Source organism: Solibacillus isronensis (assembly GCF_023715405.1).
GTDB lineage: Bacteria > Bacillota > Bacilli > Bacillales_A > Planococcaceae > Solibacillus > Solibacillus isronensis_B.
The window spans coordinates 123,073-150,027 of record NZ_JAMBOC010000004.1 but is presented as its reverse complement, the minus strand read 5'-3'; the positions used below and the strand labels follow the sequence as shown (position 1 = coordinate 150,027).

The following is a 26,955-nucleotide window of genomic DNA, read 5'->3' as shown; positions in this document are numbered from 1 at the left end:
CATGTTAAAGGTTGGTGTAATTGGAGGAGGATCTATTTCCGAGTATCATTTAAAACCTTATTTCGAACATCCCAATGTAGAGATTGTTGCGATTTGTGATAGTGATGAACGAAGACTGAAAGCTTTAGGCAAAAAATACTGTGTAGAGAACTTATATTTAAAAGTAAGTGAGTTCCTTGCGAACGAGGAAATTGATGCAATCAGTATCTGTACCTGGAATAACTCCCATGCAGAAATTGCAATTCAGGCACTCCAAAAGAACAAGCATGTTCTACTTGAAAAACCATTAAGTTTAACGCTTGATGAAGCTTATGCAGTTGAAGCTGCGGTAAAGGAATCGAATAAGATTTTACAAGTTGGATACGTACGCCGATTTGCAACAAATGTAGGGGTACTTAAAAAGTTTATTGATGCAGGTGAACTGGGCGAAATTTATTATGCGAAGGCTTCATGCATACGCCGATTAGGCAATCCGGGCGGCTGGTTCAGTGATATTAAAAAATCCGGTGGCGGGCCTTTAATTGATTTAGGAACGCATATGATCGACCTTTGCTGGTATTTAATGGGGAAACCAAAGCCGATTTCAGTTTCAGGTAATACGTACAAAAAGTTAGGAAATCGCGCCCATGTTGAAAACTTATCTTTCTATAAGGCGGCGGATTATGACGCTGAGCATAATGATGTTGAAGATCTTGCGAATGCGCTCATTCGTTTTGAAAATGGTGCTTCTCTCTATGTGGATGTAAGTTTTACACTACATGCAAAACAGGATGAAGTATCCGTAAAACTTTATGGTGAAAATGGCGGTGCCGAAGTAGAACCGGAACTGGCCATTATAAAAGAGCAGCATGAAACAATTTTAAATATTACACCACAAATCGATTTGTTAAGTTTCGATTTCGCAGGTTCATTCATCAACGAGATCAATCATTTTGTGGATTGCTGTATTAATAATGTGCAGCCTATTTCTACAGTGGAAGACGGGGTTGAAGTGACGAAAATGTTGGCGGCAATTTATGAATCGGCTGCAACAAATCAAGAAATAAAATTGTAGGTGATTACTAGTGAAAATCGTATTGGAAAAAGACCGGAAGCTACTTATGCACTCTCCGCTGTATCGTTTTACAAACGAGAACAGTGAAGAGGCTAATACCGTAACAATTTTGCAACAGCCTGCAGCAGATGCCTATAAGCCATTCTCGATTTCTGATAAACAAGGCTGGATTTACTTCGATTTATGGTCGTATTCATTTGCCATTCAATTACATGAAGTGTTGAAAGCACATGATACGGTAAAAGGCGTCCTTCGACTGCGAAGAACGACGAATAATTTCTCGTATATAGAAGAAGATATCCTTGCTTTATCGGAATGGTTTGGAACCGTTCGAAACGTATCGGTACGTTCGAATGAAATTGGAGAAAATCATTATACGATCGTTCTGTGTGAATTCGGAGAATCGATTATGGCCCATTTAGAATACCGGACGGGTCACGATCGGATTGAACTTGAATGGAGCAGCCATCTGCATATTGCAGAGTTTGATAGTTTACAAATGACGAGTGACACAGACAACAATCGAAACCTGTTCAAAAATATAGATGCAGTTCATCAGTATGCGGTTCGATGGAATGATGCTTATGATGAAAGACTGGCTGCTGTTAGACTGCTCCTGCAACGAGGTGAACTGCGATGAACATTGGCATTATGAGCTTTGCACATATTCATGCTACTAGCTATGCAAAGGCAATTCAGCGTATCCCCGGTACGAAATTAACAGCTATTTTTGATACGGATACAACGAGAGGTATGCATGCGAGCAAGCAATATGATGTACCATTTTTTACAGATATGAATGTATTTTTAGCAGAGGATATCGATGTTGTGCTTATTTGCAGTGAAAATGTGTTTCATAAAGAAATGGTAATTGCGGCAGCGAACGCAAAAAAACATATTTTATGTGAAAAACCGATTGCTACAAATATTGATGATGCAAAAGAGATGATCGATGTATGTAAAGAAAACGGTGTGCAACTGTCAATCGCTTATCCGGTCCGCTACAGTGCACCTATCCGAGATTTGAAAGCAGCCATTGATGCAGGTGAACTTGGAGAAATCGTTGCAATCCGTTCTACTAACCGCGGGCAAAACCCGGGCGGATGGTTTGTCGATGAGGGGTTGGCAGGTGGTGGTGCGGTATTGGATCATACCGTCCATATGGTTGATATTATGCGCTGGTATATGAACAGCGAAGCAAAGGAAATTACAGCATTTGCGAATAACTATTTTACCGAGCTTGGTACGGATGATGCAGGGATCATGACAATTGTATTTGATAATGGTGTGATTGCTTCACACGATGCAAGCTGGTCACGGTTCCCGGAATTTCCGACATGGGGTGACGTGATGATTGAAGTAATCGGAACGAAAGCAACGCGAAAAGTCGATGTGTTCAACGAGAAGCTTAACCTGTATGGGAAAGGCAACAAATCGCTCACACATTTATATAGCGGAAATGATACCGATTTTGATTTAATTGTCGACTTTCTAAATTCAATTCAGCATCAAAAGCAACCGCTTATTTCCGGTTATGATGGATTGAAATCTTTAGAAATAGCGTTGGCAGCATATGAGTCAAATTACAAAAAGCAAGCAGTAAAACTATAGGACAATTCAAAGGATACTCGTAACGGGTATCCTTTTCGTTAAACCGGAGCAATTAACGAAAGGGAATGATGCAGATGAACAAACTAAAAAGTTATAAAAATGAAATTGAACAATTTGCATTTGAAGAACTAGAACGCTTTTATACGGGGGATAAACAAGTCATTTTTGAACAGTTGAATCCATTGGGAAATGGTGATGAATATGTAATTAATTACACTGAAAATAACTATGTGATTCGCGGGAATACAAGTCGTTCCTTGTTGTACGGGGTGTATAAACTGATTGAAAAGGTAGAAGGGCTTGTATTTTTGGAGTTGGAGAATGAGAAAAAAATTGGTATTCAAGGGCTGACAAGTACCTATGAAGGAAAACCGAAATTCAGTCGTAGAGGAAATGTATTTGAAACAATCGATGACATCCCTTTTTTAAAGAGGATGCTAGATGTTGGTACGAAAAACGGACTAAATGAAGTGTTCTTTACATTTTTCCTATGGGATGAAGTAAAGGAGGCGCTATTGCCGGAAATAAAAAAGCGTGGGATTGATGTCACGTTAGGCGGGCACAGTTTACGTTATTTATTGGCAAAGGCAAAAGGAGTTAGCGTTTCCGGAAAGGCTGCTGCTGATGGGGCGGTAAATGACTTAGTTGGAGAGGAAACAGAATTTACAGCGGCCAATGCGCTAAAAAATCATGACTTTTTACAGAATGAAAAAGCTCAGCAATCAGTCATCGAAGTAATCGTATCTTACTGTGAAGCAGAACCCGTTATTCGACGGATTTCACTCTGGCCGGAAGATGTGGGAGCAAAAGGTGAAGAAGCAAAGCTCTTTTTAACTCAATATATGGCTTTCACCGAAAAGCTACAGCAAGCATTAACTGGAGCAGGTTTACAAGTTGAAGTAGAGCATATCGTCTATAATGCCGGTCTAAGTTGGGAAATGCTTGAGCGCAAAGAACAGCAGGTAAGTACAGCCAATGTTTTATATGCATATTGGGGACGTAATTATGCACACAGTTATGAATCAGAACGTGATGAGCGTGCATGGGATAGCCTGATGGATTGGCGCAGTGCAACTGACAAACAGATTACAGTTTTTGAATATTACAGTGACCACTTCATGCTAAGTGAACTTTTCCCGCTATTATTTAAACGAATAACGACAGATATAGAGAATTATAAAAAAACAGGCTGTGATGGAATGGTCAATTTAGTCGTGCCACTTCATAAACTCGCAAAGGCTCAGCCACATATGGAGCAATACGATTATCAGCAGTACCAGCAATTAAATAATGTCGTATTTGCAAGGTCGCTTTGGGAAGATGTAGAAACTGTTTCGTATTTACTGTCACCGGCCATGCAGCAGCTTGCAGAAGAAATTGAACACATTTTTGCTCAAAACAGTCAGTATAACGCCGTATTTTTCCCAAGCCGTGTTGTAGAGGCCAAAAACCCGGAAATGAAACTTGAAGTACTGGAGTTATTAAATAAAATGGAACAGTTGCTGCAACAGGAGCAAGTAGAGGAACCGCTTCAACAATATGTGGAGTCATTACAGGGAGTCGTTCAGGCTACGAAATCACGTTGGGAGGCTTTATAAATGTGGGAACCGGTTTTTTATTACTGTAAAAAAGAAAAGAGACAACAGCATTATAAGCAGGATGTATTAATATACGGTGCGACACCTGCAGGCATTACAGCAGCAATTACCCTTAAAAAGAAGGGACATGATGTTCGTATTGCTGAATGCAGCCGCTTTGTCGGCGGGATGACGACAAGTGGGTTAGGGGCAACGGACTTAGGTGCTGAACAGGCGCTTGGTGGTTTAGCGAAGCAATTTTATGACGAGATTGCGCACCACTATCGTATCGAAAAATGTGTACGTTTCGAGCCGCATGTAGCAGAACGTATATTTAAAACATGGTTAGAAGAACATGAGATTGATATCCAGACGGAGCAATTTATTGAATCGGTTCTTCTTGAAGACCGGCAAATTCAGCAAATCGTTATGACAGACAGTACAACCTATGAAGCAAAGCAATTTATTGATGCCAGCTATGAAGGTGATCTGCTGGCACATGCAGGGGTTGAATATATTGTAGGAAGAGAAGCAAGCACAGTTTATAAGGAAATTTATAATGGAGTTCAATTTGGTGCACAACATCACAAGTTTGAAAGTTTTATCGATCCGTATATAGAAGAAGGCAATCCGGCAAGCGGACTATTGTATGGAATTTCGGATGAGGTTGTGAAAGAGCAAAATGGTGAAGGTGATCATCGAATTCAAGCTTATAATTTCCGGATGTGTTTAACAAAGGAAAAAAAAGTGCCGTTCCCAAAACCGAATGGATATGAGCGTAATAATTATGCACTGCTGTTACGCTATATAAAGGCAGGGCATTGGGACGCGATGAAGTTACATACCCCATTGATGAATGGAAAAACCGATTTAAATAACCATGGGGCATTTTCTACGGATTTTATCGGAATGAATTATGCTTTCCCAGATGGGGATTATGAATTAAGAGAAAAAATGTATCAGCAGCATGTAACATATGTTGCAGGGCTACTGTACTTTTTAGCCAATGATGAAGAAGTGCCGCTTGTTATTCGTGAAGAAGTGGGACAATGGGGATTGGCGGCAGATGAGTTTACCGATACAGGCAATTGGCCGCGCCAGCTGTATATAAGAGAAGCAAGGCGAATGGTAGGCGAGTATGTTATGACAGAACACAATGCACTAAAACGAGTAATTTGCGAACAACCTATTGCAATCGCATCTTTTCATATGGATTCACATAATTGCCGTCGGATCGTCGTCAATGGGCGAGTAATGAATGAAGGTGATATCCAAGTACCGGTAAAACCATTTATGATCGATTTGCGTTCGCTTTTACCGAAGAAGGAGCATTGTACAAACTTAATTGTTCCTGTGTGCCTAAGTGCTTCTCATATTGCTTATGGTTCAATTCGGATGGAACCGGTATTTATGATGCTCGGGCAAGTGGCAGGTACTGTAGCGGCAATTGCACTGCAGGAAGGGAAACCAGTTCAGGACATTTCATATGAACAAGTAAAACAACAGTTAATAGAACAAGGGCAAGTTGTTGAATGGGATGAAAACTTTTTTGATGATCCGTTACGTCGAATGGAAGAAACATTTGGGGGGAAATAGGATGCTAAAGCCAGTAACAAAGGAATCTCACAAGAACATAGTAGACTTATGGAATATTTGTTTGCCTGACTTTAAGTTGTCGGATCGCTTGCTTGAACAAAATACTTGGCAATCATCTTATGTTTTAGATGAAGGAAGTGCGATAAAGGAAATAGACGGGAAAACTGTCGGTGTTGTCATTGCAAAAGTTTGGCATGAAACACACGGCGTTTCTTTAAATAAGGAGCATGGCTGGATTCAAATGCTGCTCGTACACCCGGATTACCGTCAGCAAAAAATTGCGACAGAACTTTATCAATATGCAGAACAGGCCCTTCACAATAACGGAATAAAGAAAATCCAGTTTGGCGGAGATTTAGGCCACTTATTATGCGGAGTCCCACTTGGTCAGCGGGAAGGTGTTGCATTCGCCGAAAAGTTTGGCTTTAAGAGAGTTGTCGATAGTGTAGACTTTACGAAAACGATAACAGAGCGATTGTCATTGCCTGAAAAAAACAATGTTCAATTTGTTCTATTGGAAAAAGAGGAACAACAGCAACTCATTGATTTTATGAGCAAGTCTTTTCCCGGACGTTGGACTTTTGAAGCACATGACTATTTTGCTCACGGAGGTACAGGAAGAGATTATGTCGTTGTAAAATGGGAAGGTAAGATTGTTGGCTTCTGTCGTATAAATGACGAACATAGTGCCTGGAAGGGGCCGAACTATAATTGGGCAGAGCAGTTTGACCGATTAGGTGGCATTGGTCCACTAGGGGTAAATGAAGATTATAGAAAATATGGATTAGGACGTGCGGTTATTGAAGCAGCAGAATATTATTTGCAGCAACGTGGTAAAGAGACGTTCTTTATTGATTGGACAGATTTAATCGCCTTTTATGAAAAGCTTGGCTATACGATTTGGAAAGACTACGGAATTTTTGTGAAGCAGGTGGACTAAATGTGGATTTTAAGTGCTGATATCGGAGGGACAAAATTAGCACTTGCTTTATCGAAGCAAGAACAGCCTGAAAAAATAATAAAGCAAATGGAAGCAAAGAGTCCCCAGCAATCTGAATCATTATTTGAGGCCATTATTTCTGGTTTTCATAAGCTTCTGGAAGATGAAGATGGGGGGGACGTTATAAAAGTTGCGGTCGGTTTACCGGGAATATTAGATTTAAAACAAGGGCTTGTTGTATTTCAGCAAAACTTGCCATGGCGTAATTTTCCGCTCGTCCAAAGACTTGAAATGGCATTTCCGAAAGCTCAAGTTTTTATGGAAACAGATATGATGACAGCAGCAAATGGAGAATATAAAATCCGTCATTTTGAAAAAGAGACATTCATTTATGTCACGATCAGTACAGGAATTGCCTGCTGTATCATTCATGAAGGAAAGTTTTTAAGAGGTGCCGGAATTCCAGGAGAAATCGGTTTTTCGTTAACAAGCGCAGGGGCCTATTTTGAAGAAGTATGTGCTGGACCTGGTTTATTAAAGAAGTTACAGCAGCATACAAATGAAGAATGGACATTACAGCAATTTTTTGACCGCTACTATGAAAATGATGAACGTATTGTGCCGCTCATCCATGAATGGCAGCAAGAAATCGCTCAGAAAATTCATAGTTTCATCCTATTAGTAGATCCGCATGTTGTTGTACTAGGCGGAGGAGTTATGAATCATCATCCGCTAATTGTGGGTGAAATTTCCCGTTTAGTTGATCAGTATTTCAGCCTGCCATTCTTTGAACATAAAAAAGGCAGAGTGCAAGCAAGCCTAAATAAAGGCAATGCCGGACTGATAGGTGCAGCGTTGCTATAAAATATAAAAAGAAGCAGTCAGAATTTTCTCTGACTGCTTTTTCTAATTATTTACTAATCAGCGAATCCGCATTTCAGTTGCCGGATCAAAAAAGTGTGCCTTAGCTAAGTTGAAGTTAAGGGAAAGCTCCTGGCCCATAGCTACATCTGCATCTGCGTGTATTTTGCCTACAAATTGCTGGTCATCAATTGATGCATAAACAATCATTTCTGCACCGGTTAATTCGCTTACTTGCACTTTAGTTTTAACAACACTGCTCGAGTCTTGTTTATTGCCGTCATGTATATCTTCAGGACGGATACCTAAAATAATTTCCCGGTCCGTATAATTTTGTTCTTTTAATACTTTTAATTTTTCTTCGGGAATGCGAACTTTTTCGCTGGCAATTTCAAAATATTCCCCTACGACATTCCCGCGAAGGAAGTTCATAGCTGGTGAACCAATAAACCCGCCAACAAATACATTCTCAGGTGTATCATATACTTCACGAGGCGTTCCGATTTGCTGAATGATTCCATCTTTCATTACAACAATACGTGAAGCCATTGTCATCGCTTCCGTCTGGTCGTGTGTAACATATATAGTCGTCGTATTTAAACGGTAATGGAGCTTTGTAATTTCAGAGCGCATTTGTACACGAAGTTTTGCATCCAAGTTCGATAATGGTTCGTCCATTAAAAACAGTTTCGCGTCACGAACAATGGCGCGTCCTAATGCAACACGTTGGCGCTGACCACCGGATAGGGATTTTGGCTTCTTGTCCAATAATTCCGATAACCCTAAAATTGCTGCAGCGTCACGTACTTTTTTATCAATTTGATCTTTGGAGAATTTACGCAGCTTCAAGCCAAAAGCCATATTATCATATACATTCATATGCGGATAAAGAGCGTAGTTTTGGAACACCATTGCAATATCACGGTCTTTTGGTTCAACTTCATTCACTCGTTTACCCTCGATGCGTAGTTCCCCTTCGGAAATCGTTTCAAGTCCTGCCACCATACGCAATGTCGTAGATTTCCCGCAGCCTGAAGGACCAACAAGTACAAGGAATTCACCAGGTTCAACCTTTAAATGAAAATTTTCAACAGCTACATAGCCATCGGGATAACGTTTTACAAGATGATCAAAATCTAACATAAAAAACAATCCCCCTTTTTTCATATTATAAAAGATTAAGAGGGGAATGCCTTTGTGCAATGTGCTTAAAATTTTCAGGGATATTTTGTCAGTTTATTCAATTGAGCTGCTAAATAAGCTATTAGCAGATCGTCACTGCGCTTTAAGTCCAATGATGTTTCTTCAAAATAACGTTGTGTTCGATACAACAACGTGTTGCGGTGTATATGTAATTCTTTTGCGGCTGAGGACATGTTTCCATTATGGGAAAATAGCGTTGTAATGGTAGTAATCATTTCATCATTTAAATTATTGAACAGCGTATGCTGCAAATATTGTTGTAACGGCAGATTTAAATGTAACGGCAGTATAGTTAGGAAGCATTCAGAAAATGTATAGATCGTTTGATGTTGCCGTTCTAAAATGGTCTGAAACATTTTTTGCTCTGATGAGAAAGATTGGTGAAGCATCTCGGAAACTGGTAGCATTTGACCTATGAAAAGTTGTCCATGCAAATAAAAATCATTTTCCAGTATAGCAATAAAGCCTTCCAGTTCTTCCCGTGAATAATTTTTAAACAAAATAATCCAGAAAGTAGTAGGAGAAACTTCAAGAAGATAAACATCATGCATAAAGAAAAGTTCGATAGCGTACTTTAATTGCGCGGCGTCATTATTAATATGATATTGTAAAATTCGAATAGAAGAGTAAGTAGCTGGCTTTGGTACAACTCCTTGTGTCAATAATAGTAACCACGGATCCGTTTGCTCACTACATTCATGATAAAAATGCCTTAACAATAGAGCATCTCGTTCGGTTATTTCACTTTTGGCGATTTCATACCAGCATGCATTAGGCGAATCATAAAAAATTGTAGTTGCAGAATTATGGGCTGTCGGGTATGTACTATGTTGCTTAAGGGAAGGGAATAGTTGTGCAAGTTGCATAAAATAACCTCCATCAAAAGTTTTTCTGGATATTGAAAAAACGGTATATCTATAAAAGATCATACCGTTTTTATTGTTACTATTGCTCTTCTTTTAAAATACGCTGAGTTTCATTGAACTCTTCTTCGATTTCCGCATTTGGTTTATACGTTAACATACTTACTACGACTGCAACGACTAAACACGCGATAAAGCCAGGTACAATCTCATAAAGCATGCTTGTTAAACTTTCCGTACGACCCCAAACAAATGCAACTGCGGCACCGGCAACCATGCCGGCAAGTGCTCCGTAGTTAGTAAGCTTGCGCCAGAACAGGGAAAGTAAAATGATTGGACCGAATGCTGCACCGAAACCTGCCCATGCGAATGCTACCAGTCCTAAAATTGTGCTTTCAGGATTCCATGCAACAATTGCCGCAATGATAGATACGAATAGTACAGCGACACGACCTAAAAATACGTAATGTTTATCTGTCGCAGTCTTGTTGAACAAAGCTTTATAAATGTCTTCAATCAGTGCTGAAGAAGTTACGATTAATTGTGATGAAATGGTACTCATAACTGCTGCCAAAATTGCTGCAAGTACAATTCCTGCGATGAACGGATGGAATAAAATTTGTCCTAGTACGATAAATACCGTTTCCGGATCTTTTAATTCCGTACCTTGCTGTTGGAAGTATGCTACACCGACCAAAGCTGTTGCAAGCGCACCTAGTAAACTGAAAATCATCCATCCAATACCGATACGGCGTGCACTTTTCGTTTCTTTTACAGATGAAATCGCCATAAAGCGCACAATTATATGTGGCTGACCAAAGTAGCCAAGCCCCCATGCAAGAGAAGAAATAATAGCCGCAGCTGTCACAGTAGATGGAAGAAGGCTGAACATTTCCGGATCTACCGCTTTAATGGAATCGACCGTTTCCCCAATACCGCCTGTTAGGAAAATTCCGAAAACAGGGACAGCAATTAATGTAATAAGCATAATAAGTCCTTGAATAACATCCGTATAACTAACAGCCAGGAATCCGCCAAATAAAGTGTAAGCGACAACTACTGCAGATACGAATAAAAGACCTGTATGATAATCCATTCCGAATGAGCTTTCGAAAAACTTACCGCCGGATACCATTCCGGAAGATACATAGAATGTAAAGAATACTAAAATGATAATTCCGGATGCGATACGTAATAGTTTAGTGTTATCACGCAAACGGTTATCCAAATAACTTGGAATTGTAATGGAATCCTTTGTTACTTGTGTATAAACACGTAAACGAGGTGCTACAAGTAACCAGTTTAAGTAAGCACCGATTGTTAAACCGATTGCAATCCAAGCTTCCACAAGTCCTGATAAATAGATTGCACCTGGAAGTCCCATTAACAGCCAGCCCGACATATCCGCTGCACCGGCACTTAATGCTGTTACAGCTGCACCGAGACCGCGCCCTCCTAACATATAGTCTGTCAGGTTGCTAGTTTTTCGAAAGGCATACCAACCGATACCGAGCATCACAATCATGTAAATAATAATGGCCAACAACTGATAGCTATAATCCGACATAAAGACAACTCCTTTATTAATAATTTTTGACTAGTTTAACATGCTTCGATAGATGGTCGTCAACGCAATAAAATATGGCGCATCTGTACTTATCTATACTTTTTAGACATACGTCCGGCTAAAAATGCACCTGCTGCAACAGCTAAAATTGTATTTGTTTTTTTCGTAAATACTTGTTTTGTGACAAGAGTCAGGTTTTGCGGGCGTTCAGCTAAACGACGCATAAAGTAGCCATACCAATCATTACCAAACGGTACATACGTACAGAAGTTGTATCCTTCTTTTGCAAGGCTCAACTGCATTTCTTTACGGAAACCATAAAGCATTTGGAACTCAAATTTATCATTCGGAATATTATGCTTTTCGACAAATTGTTTTACATGATTAATTACATTGTGGTCATGTGTTGCAATTGAAGTGAATTTGCCATGTAGTAAATGGTATTCAATTTGCTCGATAAACTTGCGGTCAATATCGGCTTTATTTTGATAAGCGACAGATTCGTCTTCTTTGTAAGCACCTTTTACAAGGCGTAAACGGTAATCTTTAAAACGTTCGACATTTTCATCTGACTCGAAAAAGTACGCTTGAATTACTGTACCAACATTATCGTATTCAGCATGAATCTTCTCCAATAACTCAAATGAAGGGTGTAAACGAGCATAGTTCTCCATATCAAAATTAACAAAAATCTGATATTCATTTGCCAATGCAACGATCTCTCTTAGATTTTCATAGCTAAACTCGAAATCAATATCCAACCCCAACTGAGATGGTTTTAAAGAAATATGTGCATCAAGGTTTTCACTGTGAATGCGTTCGATTACTGCCAAAATTTGCTCTTTTGCAGCAAGTGCAGCTGACTTCTCAAACACAAATTCCCCTAGGTTATCGACAGTACAAGAAATACCCTGTGCATTTAAATGCTTGATGCTTTCTATAACTTCATCAATATTTGTACCTGCAACGACACTTTGCGCCCCTAGCTTAAATCCGTATTTTTGGGCTGCAGAATTTAATGTTTGATTCTCTGAAAGTGCGATAAAAAAATCTTTTAATGACATTTTAATCAATCCCCCTGCGATTAAAAAAGTATTTTATTGTTATTGACGTGAGTATAAAACAAAAAATTCAAAAAAGGAAACAAATTTTGAGAAGTTTAGTGTTTGCTAGAAGGAAAAGCGAGAAATAGCAACGGTTTTTGCTGTAAAAAAATTTTGCTGAAATACTTTATTAAAACGTTTACATGCTCTAAAAAACATCATTTATATGACATGCATTATAATATTGCACTTTGTAAAATGAAAAACAGACCCACATAGAGCGGATCTGTTAAATGGTAATTAATAGAATATATTTCCAGTTTCACTTGCGTTTTAAGCGATATTGTAAACCTTGGCGGTGGATGCCTAGTGCTTTAGCTGTTTGTGAAATATTTCCATCATTCAGCTGTAAGGCGTGTGAAATATAATAATCCTCAACTTTACGCATATATTCATCAAGAGGCTGCAATGTTTGTCCGGAGAAGTCAAATAATTTTTGCTGCTCGGAGGTAGTTGGCTCGGCTTGCTGGAGCTTCCACTTGAAATATGCTGGGATATGTATAAGTTCCACATATTCTTCTGTTGTAAGTAATGCACTAATATCATCCAGTAACACTTCTAGTTCTTTTAAGTTTCCTGGCCATTCATAGTTCAGAAATATTTCCTCGATTTCAGGTGATAGACCTTTAACCGGGCTGCCGTATGCAATGCGTCGGCGAGCGAAATAATCGTCCACGAAAGGCTTAATGTCTTCACGGCGCTCACGTAATGCCGGTACTTGAATTGTTAAGTTAGAAAATAAGTAATACAGATTTTTGGAGAGATGACCTTTCTGGATTAGGTCAATCGGATCTTCACCAATACTTGCAATAAATACATGGTTACGTTCGGAATGTTTCTCCAGAAGCTCCACGATACGGTTTTGTGCTTCATCTGATAAAAACTCAATCCGCTCGGCAAAAAACGTATAGTTTTTTTCCTCGGCAATATATTTTTCGATTTGAGCGAGCAAAGTTTCTTCATTGCGGCGGCAAATAAGTGTAATAAAGCGTTCGTTTTTTTCTGCCAACTCATGATGAATACCTTCTGCAATCATATCTTTCCCTGTCCCTGATTCACCGACAAGCATGACCGGAATTCGGCCTAGCGCGGCAATTTTAGCTTGCTGGATTACTTGCTTCATCGATTTTGAGACAGCGGTAATAATATCAAAAGTTAATGGAGCTCCGTAACGACTTAAAGGACGGTCCATTAAAAACTCCTGCTGTGTAATATCGCGGGAAAATTGAATAGCGATTTTCGTACCGTCATTAAGGGTATATGGATAATAGTCATTCATCATTGTGACTTCTTCACCACGGGCATTCCAGAACGTTTGCTTAATATGTTTAAAACTTTGACCCGAAGCTAAAACTTTTTGCAGCATATTTTGCTCCAAGTTAAAGTCAAGTGACTGTGATAAAAAGCGCTGTGTTATTTGTTCAAGTGATTCACCAGTAAGTTCGCGCATTTTTTTGTTGTAAACGATGACTCGTCCATTTTCGTCAATAGCGCAAAGACCGGTTTCTATTTTTTCAATCATAAATTCAAAAACACTAGAGTCATCTAGTTGATTCATACGGTGTAACCCCCTCCATTTTATTTTAGCATGGGAATGTCAAAATGAGATAATTTGCGTAATTTAGAAAAAATAATTGATTTAAGCATTATTATATTGCATAATTCAAATTAAGTAACATAATATGATGCAAAAATATATTGCACTTAATATCGGAGGTAATGATAAATGATTAACTATAAACATGAACCATTTACAGATTTCTCGGTAGAAGAAAACAAGCAAGCTTATTTGGAAGCGCTTAAAAAAGTAGAATCACAGCTTGGTGCCGACTATCCTCTAATTATCGGTGGCGAACGTATTACGACAGAAGAAAAAATTGTATCATATAACCCGGCAAAGAAAACAGAAGTGATTGGGTCTGTTTCAAAAGCTTCAAAAGACTTGGCTGAAAAAGCGATGCAAGAAGCAGATAAAGCCTTCAAATCATGGAAAAAAGTTAAACCTGAAATCCGTGCAGACGTATTATTTAAAGCAGCGACAATTATCCGCCGCCGCAAGCATGAGTTTTCTGCATGGTTAACGAAAGAAGCAGGTAAGCCATGGAATGAAGCGGATGCAGATACTGCAGAAGCAATCGACTTTTTAGAATATTACGGCCGTCAAATGCTGGAAATGAAAGATGGACGTAAAGTAGAAAGTCGTCCAAATGAATACAACCGTTATGATTATATTCCACTAGGGATCGGGATTGTTATTTCTCCTTGGAACTTCCCGTTCGCAATTATGGCAGGTACAACTGTAGCAGCTGTTGTTACTGGTAACACAGTATTATTAAAACCAGCATCAACAACACCGGTTGTCGCTTATAAATTTATTGAAGTGCTTGAAGAAGCAGGTTTACCAAAGGGCGTAGTAAACTTCGTTCCTGGTAGTGGAGCGGAAGTAGGGGACTACTTAGTAGACCACCCGAAAACACGCTTCATCAGCTTTACAGGTTCTCGTGATGTCGGTTTACGTATTAACGAACGCGCATCAAAATTAAGCCCAGGTCAAATTTGGATTAAACGTGTCATCGCTGAAATGGGTGGTAAAGATACAATCGTTGTTGATAAGGATGCAGATTTAGAGTTAGCTGCACAGTCCATTGTAAAATCAGCGTTCGGTTTCTCAGGACAAAAGTGTTCAGCATGTTCACGTGTAGTAATTGTAAAAGATGTATATGATCAAGTTGTAAACCGTGTGGAAGAGTTAACGAAATCATTAACAATCGGTGACCCTTCAGACAATAACAACTTTATGGCAACAGTAATCGATTCAGCAGCATTCAAAAAAATCAGTGAGTATATTGAAATTGGTAAAACAGAAGGCCGTCTAGTTGCTGGTGGTACTGCAGATGATTCTGTTGGTTACTTCGTACACCCGACAGTATTTGCCGACGTAGATCCAGAAGCGCGTATTATGAAAGAAGAAATCTTCGGTCCAGTTGTAGCGATTACAAAAGCAGATTCATTTGAAGAAGCGATTGATATTGCAAACAACACGGAATACGGCTTAACAGGTGCTGTTATTACAAATGACCGTATGAACTTAGAGTATGCTCGCGAAGAGTTCCATGTTGGAAACCTTTATTTCAACCGCGGCTGTACAGGTGCAATCGTTGGTTACCAACCATTTGGCGGCTTCAATATGTCAGGTACTGACTCTAAAGCAGGCGGACCAGATTATTTAACATTGCATATGCAAGCGAAAACAACATCAGAAGCATTTTAATTATTAAGTAATAGTCATTGGAAATTTCCTTATATAATATAGAAAGAACTCCTTCACATTGCCTCGTGAAGGAGTTCTTATTTTGTTCTTTTATTTAGCCCAGTCTTTTACTTGTACATCTGTGCCAAAGACGAAATGGCCAGGGCGGGCTTCGATTACTTTAGCAGCCGGATCATGTTCAACATGTTTGTACGGGATACGTGTACGGTTGCGTTCATAAGCCGGATCTGGCTGAGGAACTGCAGATAATAGAGACTTCGTATAAGGATGGATTGGGTTATTGTAAATCTCATCCGCACTTCCAAGTTCTAATATTTTTCCGCGATACATAACCGCAATTCGGTCTGATATATACTTTACCATCGATAAATCATGGGCGATGAATAAATAAGTTAGCCCACGTTCTTTTTGTAGTTGCTTCAGTAAGTTTACTACCTGTGCTTGGATAGAAACATCAAGCGCAGAAATCGGCTCATCTGCAATAATGAAGCTTGGGTCTAAACTAAGCGCACGGGCAATACCGATACGTTGACGCTGACCACCAGAAAACTCATGGGCATAACGGTTAGCATGCTCACGTGTCAGTCCAACTGCTTCCAGCAACTCACCAATACGAGCTTGGCGTTCTTTTTTATTTTTATACAGGCCATGGATATCAAAGCCTTCTGCAATTAATTCGCCGGCCGTCATACGAGGATTTAAACTCGCATAAGGGTCCTGGAAAATCATTTGCATTTCACGGTTGAATTGCATCAATTCTTTTCGAGACTTCATTTCTGATATGTTTTTGCCTTTAAAGGTAATTTGACCTTCTGTAATATCGTAAAGGCGGATAATAGAGCGACCAGTTGTAGATTTACCGCAGCCTGACTCCCCGACTAAACCTAATGTTTCGCCTTCATACACATCAAAGGAGATGCCATCGATCGCTTTAATCGGCTGTTTAGCAGTGCCAAAATATTGTTTTAAGCCTTGTACTTCTAATATTTTATTTGCCATAATTACATGCCCTCCTGTTGATAGCCTTTAATACGGCGTGCTACCGCATCAGGAACAGGCATTTTTGGTGCATCAGGATGCAGTAGCCAAGTTTTTGCGTAGTGTGTATCCGATACTTTAAACATTGGCGGTTCCATTTCAAAATCGATTTTCATTGCAAACTCATTACGAGGGGCAAATGCATCGCCTTTAGGTGGATCGATCAAGTTTGGCGGTGAACCCGGAATCGCCATCAACAACTCATCAGTAGAGTTGTTTAAGTCCGGCATAGAGCCAAGAAGTCCCCAAGTATACGGGTGCTGCGGATTGTAGAAAATATCTTCCACAGTACCATACTCAACGATTTGACCTGCATACATTACCGCAACACGGTCCGCAACATTTGCTACAACACCTAAATCATGTGTAATGAAAATAATTGACGTATTTGATTTCTTTTGAAGTTCTTTCATCAGCTCTAAAATTTGGGCCTGAATTGTTACATCAAGCGCAGTTGTTGGCTCGTCGGCAATTAAAAGCTTCGGATCGGCTGCAAGTGCGATGGCGATGACAACACGTTGACGCATTCCGCCTGATAGTTCATGAGGGTAAGACTTATAACGTTTTTCAGGGAAAGGGATACCTACTTGATCAAGTAACTCAACCGCACGTTTTTTTGCTTCATCCTTATTTTTAACTTTATTATGCTTTAAAAGCACTTCGGTAATTTGCGACCCGATACGCATTGTTGGGTTTAATGCAGTCATGGGGTCTTGGAAAATCATTGAAATATCATTTCCGCGAACTTGCATCATTTCTTTTTCCGATAAAGGGATAATATTGCGACCATTGAAGTTGATTTCACCACCGGCATAAATACCAGGTGGTTGTGGAATTAACTTCATCAATGCATTACTCGTTACTGATTTTCCTGAACCGGATTCACCAACGATTGCTAATGTTTCGCCTTCGTATAATTCAAAGCTTACTCCGCGTACGGCTTGTACGACACCAGCGTACGTTTTGAAATTAATACGTAAGTCGTTTACTTCTAATACTTTTTTCTTCATTGCGTACACTCTCCTTATTTACGTAATTTCGGATCAAGTGCGTCACGTAAGCCGTCTCCAACTGCGTTAAATGCGAAAATTGTAATCGAGATTAAAGCTGCAGGGAACAATAATCGCCATGGTGCAGATTGAAGTGCTTTGAAACCTTCAGAGGCCATTGTACCCCAGCTGGCTAAAGGAGCCTGAACTCCTAAACCTAAGTAGCTTAAGAAACTCTCTGTGAAAATTGCACTTGGAATAGTCATTGTCATTGTTACTAAAATAGCACCCATTGCATTTGGGATTAAGTGACGTTTAATGATGTGCCATTGATTTGCGCCTAATGTACGAGCAGCAAGTACGTACTCCTGATTTTTAATTTTCAGTACTTCACTTCGTACAATTCGTGCCATGTTTACCCAACCTGTAATGGAAAGGGCGATAATCATAGGAATTAAACCAGGTTCCATGATTACCAATAATATAATTACTACTAATAAATAAGGGATTGCAGTCAATACATCTGCGATACGCATCATAATATTATCGACACGACCACCTGCCAAACCTGCAATACTTCCCCACAAAACACCGATAATTAAGTCAATTACAGCGGCAGTAATACCGATGAATAATGAAATTCGGGCACCTTCCCATGCACGGACGAAAATATCACGCGCAAGGTCATCCGTACCGAACCAATGTGTTGCAGAAGGAGCCGTATTGTATAACCCAACATTCTGTTCATATGTATAAGAAGAGAACATGGGCGCAAAAATTGCAAATCCTGCAATTATAATAAGAAGGATTAACCCGATTACAGCTAACTTGTTATGAGAGAAGCGATAAAATACTTCTTTCCAATAAGATACTTGCTTTTTAGAAAGGGCATCTGTATTTTCTGAACGACCGACAACATCGAACATGTCAGCTGATACTTTTGGTATTTGCTGTTCGTTTTGAGCCATTATTTTTTCGCTCCTTTCAATTTAATACGTGGATCGATGACACTGTATAAAATGTCTACGATTAATACAGCCAGTAATAAAATTAATGAATAGAACACAGTCGTACCCATAATTACCGTATAGTCACGGTTTGTAATACTTGTTACGAAATGGCGGCCAAGTCCTGGCACCGCAAAAATCTGTTCAATAACGAACGAACCTGTAATAACACCGGCAAATAGTGGGCCTAAATACGTTACAACCGGCAATAATGCATTACGTAAAGAGTGCTTGAACACGATTGTCCATTTTCCTAGACCTTTTGCACGAGCAAGCTTTACATACTCACTATTGTTTTGCTCCAACATACTAGAACGAGTAAGTTTGGCGATAAATCCGGCATGGGTAACAGCGATTGCCAACGAAGGTAAAATCGTATAGGCGAATCCTTTCCAGCCACTTACCGGGAACCAGCCAGCTTCAAATGCCAAGTAATACTGTAATAGTCCGGCTAAAATGAATGAGGGAACTGAAATCCCTAAAATTGCAAAGATTGTCGCGGCATAATCTCCGAAGCGATTATGATACAGTGCAGAAACAACACCGAGTAAAACACCAAGACCAATAGCTAAAACCATCGCCTGAAGACCTAAAGCAAGGGATACAGGGAAGCTTTCTGCGATAATGTCATTTGTGGAACGGCCTTTGTATTTCATTGACTCCCCAAAATCAAAGGTCATCGTGTCTACTAAATAGTCTTTATATTGGATATACCAAGGATTATCCAACCCGTATTTCGCGTTTAACTGTTCTTCGATAGCAGGTGGCAATTCACGTTCGCTTGTAAACGGGCTACCGGGAGCAAGCTGCATTAAGAAGAACGTTGCTGTAATAATTAAGTACATTGCAAGTACGATATAGAGTAATCGTTTAATAATAAAGTTAAGCAATGTCCGTACCTCCTTTTTATACTATTTTGAAAATTCGATAAAACTGTGAAAGGGAGTGCCCGAAATATAATTTCGAGGCACTCCCTATTTACGATGATTTTTTGAGATTATATCGACCATCGTAGGGGTAAATACTAACTAGTTAAAATTACTTCACTTTAACGTATTTAAGGTTAATGTTACCTAAAGCATCTGGAGCCATATTTTCTACTTCATCAGATACAACGTTTAAGTTAGTGTTGTAGTAAATTGGTGCTACTGGCATTTCTTCCATAATTACTGCTTCAGCAGCCAATAATTTTTCCGTACGTTTTGCCGGATCTGTTTCAGTAATTGACTCATTTAATAATGCAGTGTACTCTTCGTTCGACCAGCCAGTTTGGTTATTGCCGTTTTCAGCAGAGTTATACATTTCTAGGAATGTATACGCATCGTTGTAGTCAGCGCCCCAACCAAGTCGACCAATTTGGTAATCGCCATTACCGATTTTATCTAAGTATACTTGCCACTCAGAGTTATCAAGTTTAACAGTAATACCTAAATTCGATGACCATCCTTGTTGAATGAATTGTGCGATTGCAGAGTGAGCTTCAGAAGTGTTGTATGAAACTTTTACTTCTAAATCTTTAGCGCTAGCTAAGCCTAATTCTTTCAGACCAGCCTCTAAATATTTCTTCGCTTCTTCGAAATCAGCATCTTTGAAGTATCCTTCATCATCGCCGAAGCCTTCTACAGAGTTTGGCACGATACCTAATGCAGGTTCTTGTTCACCTTTTACTACATTACTGATTAAGCCTTCACGGTCGATTGCCAATGCTAATGCTTTACGAATGTTTTCGTTTTGCATTACTGGATCTTCTGTATTGAACTTGTACCAGTAAATAGATGACATATCAGAAACGTTTAATTTATCTTCTGATTTTAAGCGGTCGATTGCATCAAGAGAGATTGTTCCGTAAGGAGCTCCTAGGAAATCAACTTCGCCAGCATCAAACATTGTCATTTGAGTTGTTTCAGACTCAACCATTGCAATGTTTACTGTATCGATATCTACATTTTTAGTATCCCAGTAAGTATCACTTTTCTCTAAAACGATATCGCCTGAATGGTTCCAAGTAGTTAAGTTGAATGCACCGTTAGATACATATGTATCTGCTTCTGTGTACCATTTTGGATCCGCTTCAGCTGTTGCTTTATGAATTGGATAGAACGTTTTGAATGCTGTTAATTCCAAGAAATATGGAGTTGGAGCGTTTAACGTTACTTCTAATGTTTTTTCATCGATTACGTTAATTGCAACATCTTCAGCAGTACCTTTACCGTTGTTGTATGCCTCTGCTCCTTTAATAGGATAAAGGATTGTAGAATATTCAGACGCATTTTCCGGGTTTAATGCCCATTTCCAAGCGTATGCAAAATCTTCAGCAGTTACTTTTTCACCATTTGACCATTTTGCGTCACGTAAAGTGAAAGTGTAAGTTAAAAGATCATCAGATAGTTTATAATCTTCAGCAGCAGCAAGAACTGGCTCGCCATCAACCATTGTTGTTAACCCTTCGAATGTGCTTTCTAAAATTGCACCAGAAGTTGTATCTGAAGCCAATTGTGGATGTAATGAAGGCGGCTCCGAAGTGATTAGTAAATCTAATTCTTTTTCACCATCTCCAGATGATGTAGATTTTGTTTCTTCTCCACCACCACAAGCTGCAAGTAATGCAGATAATGAAAGTGCTGTAGCAGTCAATGCGACCTTTTTATTGCGTTTCATAAATAACCCCTCCTAGAAAATCATGTAAATTAAATTTTCTGATAATTTTTTGATGTGTTATTTTAATATATCAGAATATTTATAAGAAATATATACTATATTAAAAATTTTTTATAGATACTAATAAGTAAGACTATTAAGAATATTTTTAATTATTTCACAATAATGTAACGTTATTTGAGCAAAAGAATTAGTCGCTTTAATATTCTCGAAAATAACAAAAATCTGCTATCTTATGCAATTTGTTTTGAAAATTTTGAATTGTATTATTGTGTAACAATTTTGACACATAAAACTTTCTTTTTTTCTTTAAAACGTGCAAAATAGAAGAGAGAAATGAAAGGTGGTATATATATGAAAACAGAACAACAATATTTTGAAGAGAGCAAATCAATGAAGGAATATATGGATGCAATGTCTCAACTGAAAGAACAAAGCTTTGCGATTTATGAGAGCTTTGAACTTCCGGAAGATACAGCTTTTATTGAAAAGCTGAAAAATGCTAATGTCCATATTTTAGCGATTACGGAAGACTGGTGCGGTGATGCGATGATTAACAATCCAATCATCCGTAAAGTAGCAGAAGCGGCAGGTGTGGAAATTCGTACGGCCTTACGTGATGCGGATACAGATTTGATCGACCGTTATTTAACAAATGGCGGACGAGCTATTCCAATGTATTTAATTTTAAATGAAGCCGGGGAAGTAATTACTGCATGGGGACCACGTGCACCACAATTACAGCAGCTTGTAACTGATTTACGTTCGACTTTACCGGATAAAGAAGATCCGTCATTTGAAGAAGCACAAAAAGCGGTATACGAAAATATGCGCGGACAATATGTAAATGATTCAAAGCTGTGGATCTACGTATATGAAGATTTTAAAAATAAAGTAAGTGCAGCTATTTAATTTTACTTAACCTGTTATTTTTACGAGTTCTTACTATATAATATAGTAGGAACTTTTTTCTATTTAATGCGTATTATTGAAGAGAATATCCTGGGTACTATTGTTGCTTTTCTAAAACAGACAGCAGTATACTTTGGACAGGATGAAAAATATAATTAATCAGGATGAGATCAATATGAAAAGAGCGAGAATTATATATAACCCAACTTCGGGTCGTGAAGTATTTAAGAGACATCTTCCGGAAGTATTGGAGAAACTCGAAATAGCCGGATATGAAACTTCATGCCATGCAACGACTGGTGAAGGTGATGCAACAAAAGCTGCAATTGAAGCTGTAAGACGAGAATTTGATGTTGTAATTGCAGTAGGTGGAGACGGTACGTTAAATGAAGTAGTGGCAGGTGTTAGTCAATGCGAAAAACGGCCAAAGCTTGGTTTAATTCCAATGGGGACGACAAATGACTTTGCACGGGCTGTTCGTATTCCCCGAAATGTTGAAGAAGCACTAAACATCATTCTTGCAGGCGATACAATACCTGTCGATGTCGGTATTTTGAATGACGACCGCTATTTCATTAACATTGCTGCAGGCGGGCGAATTACCGAGCTGACATACGAAGTACCGAGCAGAATGAAAACGGTACTTGGACAAATGGCGTATTATTTGAAGGCAATTGAAATGATTCCTTCTATTAAAGCAACTCATATGAAAATCCAGATGGATGATGAAGAGTTTGATGGAAAAGCGATGATGTTTTTATGTGGCTTAACAAATTCAGTAGGCGGTTTCGAAAAAATAGCACCCGATGCATCGATTAATGACGGACTGTTTACAGTTATGATCTTAAAGGAATGCAATATTGCTGATTTCATACGTATTGCTTCACTCGCATTACGTGGCGAGCATTTATCCGACGAGCGTCTCATTTACCGAAAAGCTAGCCGTGTTGTCGTATCATCTGATCAGGAAGTGCATTTAAATCTGGACGGGGAATATGGCGGGGATGCACCAGCTGTTTTCCAAAATTTAAAACGGCATATTGAAGTATTCGTGCCAATCGATAAAATTCGTGAAATTGAAACAGATGAAGAAGTAATTTAACTAAAACTTGCAAGGGTAGTGGAATGCCCTTGTGAGTTTTTTAGTTCGGGCTGAGATGTTCAAATAAACCCAAAGAATGTTCTAATAGCCTTTTAACATCTTCTAATAAAGTACACCATTGTTCTAAAATCCGTACCTTCTCATAAGAAAGAGCACTCTAACCCCCTGTAGAAAGCATCCCTCAACTTTTCTAATAAACGAAAAGTTGTTCTAATAAACAATGAGAAACTTCTAAAAAACCTCCACTTCAACAAGTGAAAACCGTTAAAGTGAAGGTAATTTAAATCAATTTATTCTACAATGTAAACTTCTCCATACTTTGTTGGAGCTGTTTGGCCTGATTAGCTAGTCGCTTAGACAGCTCTTCCATTTCAACGACAATTTCAGTTTGAAGTTGAGTTGCATTGGCTACTTGCTCTACGTCCGTCATCGTTTTTTCTGTACCTAGCGAAATTTCGATGACGGAAGCGGCAACTTCTTCAGAGCTTGCTGAAATTTGCTGTGATGTAGCAGAGATATGTTCTACACGCTCCGTTATATTGTAAATACTATCGGTAATCGTATGAAACGACTGACCGGCACGATCGATAATAACGACACCATCATTTGCACGTTTGAGACTGCTTTCCACCGCTTCGCCAACATTTTGGGAATTGTGCTGAATCGTTTCAGTTAAATGTACAATTTCATTTGCCGACTTTTTGGATTGCTCCGCGAGTTTGCGGACTTCATCTGCAACAACAGCAAAGCCTTTCCCATGTTCACCAGCCCTGGCAGCTTCAATGGCAGCATTTAAGGCAAGCAGATTTGTCTGATCCGCGATATCAGTAATAGCTTTTGTTATTGTACTGATTTGTCCCGACTGTTCGATTAAGACACTGGATAGGTTGGAAATCGATTGAGTCGATGCATGTACTGTTTCCATTTGCTGCATCGCTTCATCAATAATCTTTACCCCATCATTGGCAAACTGTGTCAATGTCACCGCACTACTATGCAGGTCCTGTGTTGCCCGTGCGATCGAGTTAATTCCCTGTGCAGTTTCATCTACAGCAAGCGCACTTTCATTTGCACCAATTGTCATCGTTGCGGCTGTCTGTGCAGTATGCTCGATCAGTTCTTTAATATGGGCTGTTTCCGAAGAAATCGTCCCGCTGTTTTTCATAAGTGCATCCGCCGAAGAGCTAAGCTGATTTGCATTTTGCTGAATGCTTATTAATAAGTCCTCAAAATTACGCTGCAATGAAATGAACGCATTCGACAGCATACCGAATTCATCTTTTGTGTGAACCGGTTTATGTAAAACTTTAATATTTCCATCTGCAATTTGTTCCAGATCATTTGTAATGGATTGGAGACGCTGTGTAATGCCATATTTCGTATACACCATATAAAAGCCGATGACAATAAGCGTAATAATAATGAAAATAATCGACAAAATCGTAGAAAGTGAGATCATGTCTTTCGTATTGTTTACCACTTTATCAAGCTCTTTGTTTTCGATTTGTTCCACTTTCTCCGCAAGTTCGCTCGTGAATACGCTCGTATATGTATAATCGCCGTTCACCATTGAAAGAGCGGATGAAATATCACGTGACTGTACAGATGAAATGACCTTATCAATTTGCCCAGCGATTATTTCCGACTGATCCTTTAAGTTAGTAATAACCGGTGTCGCTTCTGCTAAAATATTCTCACCTTGTACCTCTTCAATTAATTGAACGAGGCTTGTTGTATGGCTGTTTAGTGAATCCAAGTTATTTTGAGAAGGGTCTACTGCATAGGCACGTGCATAAATCCCTTGGGATAATATGTGCTGCTGAATATCATTAATACGAGTAACCTGTGCCATCTGTACATCAACGGCTTTGGAAACTTCATCACCAATACGGAAAAACTGAACGGTTGCAAATCCGATTGAAAGCAGAAGAATCATCCCGATTAAAATAAAGCCTATATTAAGTTTTTTGCGAACTGACATGTTTTTTTCTTCTCCTTGAAATTAATAGAATTATTAGAGCTATAAGGTAAATTATATAGGTAATACTTACTGAATACTAGAACAAAAGTAATAATTGGGATTAGTCAGAATGTTAGTAGAAAGTATAATAAGTGCAAAATATATGGAGCGTGGTACAATAAAGTGATTGAAATGAGAGGAAGAAATGAACATGTCTGCACCAATTAAAAAAAATGATCGTCAAACAGTTTATATAGAAGATTTAACACATGATGGCAATGGCGTCGCGAAAATTGATGGCTATCCATTATTTATACAAGGGGCACTTCCTGGAGAAACTGCCGAAATTCATGTTATGAAAACATTAAAAAATTATGGCTTTGCAAAAGTTATAAATATACTGGAAAAGTCACCTGATCGTGTAGAAGCGCCATGTGTCTATTTCTCGCAATGTGGGGGATGCCAATTACAGCATCTTTCGTATGAGGGACAATTAAAATGGAAACAAAATATGGTTGCAAATGTGATGAAGCGTCTTGGTAAAATCGATGCGCCTGTCCTTCCGGTAAAAGGGATGGAAGAGCCTTGGCATTACCGCAACAAATCACAAATACCTTTCGCGCAAAACGAAGCAGGACAAATGGTGGCAGGCTTCTATAAAACGAAGTCACACTCAATCGTTGATATGGAACGTTGCTTAATTCAAACAGGGGAAGCCGATGTTGTTATGGCAGATTTGAAACGTGAATTAGAAATTTTAGGTATGCGTCCATATGATGAAAAATCCCATCAAGGCATGCTGCGTCACGTGGTCGTTCGTAAAGGACGTGCAACAGGAGAAGTGATGGTCGTACTTGTTACAAAATCTAAAAAGTTCCCGCAGACGAGCGCGGCAATCGAAAAAATCCGGGCACTTATTCCAAATGTCACTTCAATTGTGCAAAATGTAAATGGCGAGAAAACAAATGTAATTTTCGGCAACGATACATTCACACTTTGGGGCAAGGATACAATTGAAGATACAATCGGCAATGTCCGCTTTGAAATTTCGGCACGTTCGTTTTATCAAGTCAACCCGGTTCAAACAGAAGTGCTTTATAAGCAGGCACTCGATTATGCGCAGCTGACAGGCAATGAACGCGTAATCGACGCATACTGCGGTATCGGATCCATCTCACTGTTTTTAGCCCAAAAGGCTGGTCATGTAATGGGTGTTGAAATTGTCGAGCAGGCAATCGAGGACGCAAAACGCAATGCTGCATTAAACGGTTTTACAAACACATATTTCGAAGCAGGCCCGGCTGAGGAAGTCATTCCCCGCTGGTACAAAGAAGGTAAAGAGGCAGATGTATTAGTAGTCGACCCACCGCGTAAAGGCTGTGATGAAGCGTTACTGAGTACAATCATCGAGCAAAAACCGAAGCGTGTAGTTTACGTATCGTGCAATCCCGCAACCCTTGCGCGCGACCTCCGTATTTTAGAAGACGGCGGATATAAAACGCAGGAAGTACAGCCGGTCGATATGTTCCCGCACACGACGCACTGTGAAGCGGTTGCTTGGTTGGAGTTAGTATAGAAATACAATAAAAAAGCTGTGTCAAAAATCCACATTGTATGGGGATTTTAGCACAGCTTTTTTGAGG

The 26,955-nt window shown here is 39.2% G+C and carries 22 protein-coding genes; 11 read left to right on the top strand and 11 right to left on the bottom strand.

Annotated elements, in window-relative coordinates; translation table 11 throughout:
* The first annotated feature begins 1 nt into the window (after position 1).
* The 7 genes from M3166_RS15650 to M3166_RS15620 all read left to right on the top strand — a co-directional run bounded on the left by M3166_RS15650 (position 2) and on the right by M3166_RS15620 (position 7,642).
* Positions 2 to 1,054 (top strand): Gfo/Idh/MocA family protein, encoded by a 1,053-nt coding sequence (locus M3166_RS15650; protein ID WP_251690783.1) that lies wholly within the window; start codon positions 2 to 4, stop codon positions 1,052 to 1,054.
* A 10-nt stretch (positions 1,055 to 1,064) separates the two neighbouring features.
* A complete protein-coding gene (locus M3166_RS15645; RefSeq protein WP_251690782.1) occupies positions 1,065 to 1,694 on the top strand; it encodes a peptide ABC transporter substrate-binding protein in 630 nt (209 codons plus the stop codon).
* Positions 1,691 to 2,665 (top strand): Gfo/Idh/MocA family protein, encoded by a 975-nt coding sequence (locus M3166_RS15640; protein ID WP_251690781.1) that lies wholly within the window; start codon positions 1,691 to 1,693, stop codon positions 2,663 to 2,665. Before M3166_RS15645 ends, M3166_RS15640 begins: the two co-directional genes overlap by 4 nt.
* 74 nt (positions 2,666 to 2,739) lie before the next feature.
* Positions 2,740 to 4,263: a hypothetical protein gene (locus M3166_RS15635; RefSeq protein WP_251690780.1), complete on the top strand. Its 1,524-nt coding sequence runs from the start codon at positions 2,740 to 2,742 to the stop codon at positions 4,261 to 4,263.
* Positions 4,264 to 5,838: an FAD-dependent oxidoreductase gene (locus tag M3166_RS15630; RefSeq protein ID WP_251690779.1), complete on the top strand. Its 1,575-nt coding sequence runs from the start codon at positions 4,264 to 4,266 to the stop codon at positions 5,836 to 5,838.
* A 1-nt stretch (position 5,839) separates the two neighbouring features.
* Positions 5,840 to 6,778, top strand: a complete 939-nt coding sequence (locus tag M3166_RS15625; protein ID WP_251690778.1) for a GNAT family N-acetyltransferase — start codon at positions 5,840 to 5,842, stop codon at positions 6,776 to 6,778.
* Positions 6,779 to 7,642, top strand: a complete 864-nt coding sequence (locus tag M3166_RS15620) for an ROK family protein (protein WP_251690777.1) — start codon at positions 6,779 to 6,781, stop codon at positions 7,640 to 7,642.
* 57 nt (positions 7,643 to 7,699) lie between these two features.
* Here M3166_RS15620 and M3166_RS15615 read toward each other — a convergent pair whose 3' ends face one another.
* The 5 genes from M3166_RS15615 to M3166_RS15595 form a co-directional block, all read right to left on the bottom strand.
* Positions 7,700 to 8,782, bottom strand: coding sequence for an ABC transporter ATP-binding protein (locus M3166_RS15615; RefSeq protein WP_251690776.1), 1,083 nt, complete (start codon positions 8,780 to 8,782; stop codon positions 7,700 to 7,702).
* Positions 8,783 to 8,856: 74 nt separating this feature from the next.
* Positions 8,857 to 9,708 carry a PucR family transcriptional regulator gene (locus M3166_RS15610; protein ID WP_251690775.1) on the bottom strand — a complete coding sequence of 284 codons (852 nt, stop codon included), beginning with the start codon at positions 9,706 to 9,708 and terminating at the stop codon, positions 8,857 to 8,859.
* A 79-nt stretch (positions 9,709 to 9,787) separates the two neighbouring features.
* A complete protein-coding gene (gene putP, locus M3166_RS15605; RefSeq protein ID WP_251690774.1) occupies positions 9,788 to 11,272 on the bottom strand; it encodes a sodium/proline symporter PutP in 1,485 nt (494 codons plus the stop codon).
* 89 nt (positions 11,273 to 11,361) lie between these two features.
* A complete protein-coding gene (locus tag M3166_RS15600) occupies positions 11,362 to 12,336 on the bottom strand; it encodes a proline dehydrogenase family protein (RefSeq protein WP_251690773.1) in 975 nt (324 codons plus the stop codon).
* A gap of 301 nt (positions 12,337 to 12,637) precedes the next feature.
* Entirely contained in the window at positions 12,638 to 13,933 is a 1,296-nt protein-coding gene (locus M3166_RS15595; RefSeq protein ID WP_251690772.1) for a sigma 54-interacting transcriptional regulator, read from the bottom strand.
* A gap of 168 nt (positions 13,934 to 14,101) precedes the next feature.
* Here M3166_RS15595 and pruA point away from each other — a divergent pair, with 168 nt between their 5' ends.
* A complete protein-coding gene (gene pruA / locus M3166_RS15590; protein WP_008405509.1) occupies positions 14,102 to 15,646 on the top strand; it encodes an L-glutamate gamma-semialdehyde dehydrogenase in 1,545 nt (514 codons plus the stop codon).
* Positions 15,647 to 15,736: 90 nt separating this feature from the next.
* Here pruA and M3166_RS15585 read toward each other — a convergent pair whose 3' ends face one another.
* The 5 genes from M3166_RS15585 to M3166_RS15565 all read right to left on the bottom strand — a co-directional run bounded on the left by M3166_RS15585 (position 15,737) and on the right by M3166_RS15565 (position 21,338).
* Positions 15,737 to 16,645: an ABC transporter ATP-binding protein gene (locus M3166_RS15585; protein WP_251690771.1), complete on the bottom strand. Its 909-nt coding sequence runs from the start codon at positions 16,643 to 16,645 to the stop codon at positions 15,737 to 15,739.
* 2 nt (positions 16,646 to 16,647) lie between these two features.
* On the bottom strand, positions 16,648 to 17,694 hold the full coding sequence (locus M3166_RS15580) for an ABC transporter ATP-binding protein (protein ID WP_251690770.1): 1,047 nt from the start codon (positions 17,692 to 17,694) through the stop codon (positions 16,648 to 16,650).
* 14 nt (positions 17,695 to 17,708) lie between these two features.
* Positions 17,709 to 18,641: an ABC transporter permease gene (locus M3166_RS15575; RefSeq protein ID WP_285848940.1), complete on the bottom strand. Its 933-nt coding sequence runs from the start codon at positions 18,639 to 18,641 to the stop codon at positions 17,709 to 17,711.
* Positions 18,641 to 19,570, bottom strand: coding sequence for an ABC transporter permease (locus tag M3166_RS15570; protein WP_008405519.1), 930 nt, complete (start codon positions 19,568 to 19,570; stop codon positions 18,641 to 18,643). Before M3166_RS15570 ends, M3166_RS15575 begins: the two co-directional genes overlap by 1 nt.
* 148 nt (positions 19,571 to 19,718) lie before the next feature.
* Entirely contained in the window at positions 19,719 to 21,338 is a 1,620-nt protein-coding gene (locus M3166_RS15565; RefSeq protein ID WP_251690769.1) for a peptide ABC transporter substrate-binding protein, read from the bottom strand.
* 354 nt (positions 21,339 to 21,692) lie between these two features.
* On the opposite strand from M3166_RS15565, the gene M3166_RS15560 reads away from it, so the two are divergent.
* Both M3166_RS15560 and M3166_RS15555 read left to right on the top strand, forming a co-directional pair.
* The gene (locus M3166_RS15560; protein WP_251690768.1) at positions 21,693 to 22,250 is read left to right on the top strand and encodes a thioredoxin family protein; all 558 of its coding nucleotides are present in this window, start codon (positions 21,693 to 21,695) and stop codon (positions 22,248 to 22,250) included.
* Positions 22,251 to 22,425: 175 nt separating this feature from the next.
* Positions 22,426 to 23,352: a diacylglycerol kinase gene (locus M3166_RS15555; protein WP_251690767.1), complete on the top strand. Its 927-nt coding sequence runs from the start codon at positions 22,426 to 22,428 to the stop codon at positions 23,350 to 23,352.
* Between the two features lie 295 nt (positions 23,353 to 23,647).
* Here the strand turns inward: M3166_RS15555 and M3166_RS15550 are convergent, their stop codons facing one another.
* A complete protein-coding gene (locus M3166_RS15550) occupies positions 23,648 to 25,333 on the bottom strand; it encodes a methyl-accepting chemotaxis protein (RefSeq protein WP_251690766.1) in 1,686 nt (561 codons plus the stop codon).
* 190 nt (positions 25,334 to 25,523) lie between these two features.
* Here M3166_RS15550 and rlmD point away from each other — a divergent pair, with 190 nt between their 5' ends.
* Positions 25,524 to 26,888, top strand: coding sequence for a 23S rRNA (uracil(1939)-C(5))-methyltransferase RlmD (gene rlmD, locus M3166_RS15545; RefSeq protein WP_251690765.1), 1,365 nt, complete (start codon positions 25,524 to 25,526; stop codon positions 26,886 to 26,888).
* Positions 26,889 to 26,955: the final 67 nt, after the last annotated feature.

Excerpts from the sequence above, each read along its gene's own strand:
- M3166_RS15630 (WP_251690779.1), top strand. The coding sequence starts at position 4,264 with ATGTGGGAACCGGTTTTTTATTACTGTAAAAAAGAAAAGAGACAACAG.
- M3166_RS15595 (WP_251690772.1), bottom strand. The coding sequence starts at position 13,933 with ATGAATCAACTAGATGACTCTAGTGTTTTTGAATTTATGATTGAAAAA.
- M3166_RS15610 (WP_251690775.1), bottom strand. The coding sequence starts at position 9,708 with ATGCAACTTGCACAACTATTCCCTTCCCTTAAGCAACATAGTACATAC.
- M3166_RS15650 (WP_251690783.1), top strand. The coding sequence starts at position 2 with ATGTTAAAGGTTGGTGTAATTGGAGGAGGATCTATTTCCGAGTATCAT.
- M3166_RS15560 (WP_251690768.1), top strand. The coding sequence starts at position 21,693 with ATGAAAACAGAACAACAATATTTTGAAGAGAGCAAATCAATGAAGGAA.
- M3166_RS15550 (WP_251690766.1), bottom strand. The coding sequence starts at position 25,333 with ATGTCAGTTCGCAAAAAACTTAATATAGGCTTTATTTTAATCGGGATG.
- M3166_RS15625 (WP_251690778.1), top strand. The coding sequence starts at position 5,840 with ATGCTAAAGCCAGTAACAAAGGAATCTCACAAGAACATAGTAGACTTA.
- M3166_RS15615 (WP_251690776.1), bottom strand. The coding sequence starts at position 8,782 with ATGTTAGATTTTGATCATCTTGTAAAACGTTATCCCGATGGCTATGTA.
- M3166_RS15580 (WP_251690770.1), bottom strand. The coding sequence starts at position 17,694 with ATGAAGAAAAAAGTATTAGAAGTAAACGACTTACGTATTAATTTCAAA.
- rlmD (WP_251690765.1), top strand. The coding sequence starts at position 25,524 with ATGTCTGCACCAATTAAAAAAAATGATCGTCAAACAGTTTATATAGAA.
- M3166_RS15640 (WP_251690781.1), top strand. The coding sequence starts at position 1,691 with ATGAACATTGGCATTATGAGCTTTGCACATATTCATGCTACTAGCTAT.
- M3166_RS15635 (WP_251690780.1), top strand. The coding sequence starts at position 2,740 with ATGAACAAACTAAAAAGTTATAAAAATGAAATTGAACAATTTGCATTT.
- M3166_RS15555 (WP_251690767.1), top strand. The coding sequence starts at position 22,426 with ATGAAAAGAGCGAGAATTATATATAACCCAACTTCGGGTCGTGAAGTA.
- M3166_RS15575 (WP_285848940.1), bottom strand. The coding sequence starts at position 18,641 with ATGGCTCAAAACGAACAGCAAATACCAAAAGTATCAGCTGACATGTTC.
- putP (WP_251690774.1), bottom strand. The coding sequence starts at position 11,272 with ATGTCGGATTATAGCTATCAGTTGTTGGCCATTATTATTTACATGATT.
- M3166_RS15565 (WP_251690769.1), bottom strand. The coding sequence starts at position 21,338 with ATGAAACGCAATAAAAAGGTCGCATTGACTGCTACAGCACTTTCATTA.
- pruA (WP_008405509.1), top strand. The coding sequence starts at position 14,102 with ATGATTAACTATAAACATGAACCATTTACAGATTTCTCGGTAGAAGAA.
- M3166_RS15620 (WP_251690777.1), top strand. The coding sequence starts at position 6,779 with ATGTGGATTTTAAGTGCTGATATCGGAGGGACAAAATTAGCACTTGCT.
- M3166_RS15585 (WP_251690771.1), bottom strand. The coding sequence starts at position 16,645 with ATGGCAAATAAAATATTAGAAGTACAAGGCTTAAAACAATATTTTGGC.
- M3166_RS15600 (WP_251690773.1), bottom strand. The coding sequence starts at position 12,336 with ATGTCATTAAAAGATTTTTTTATCGCACTTTCAGAGAATCAAACATTA.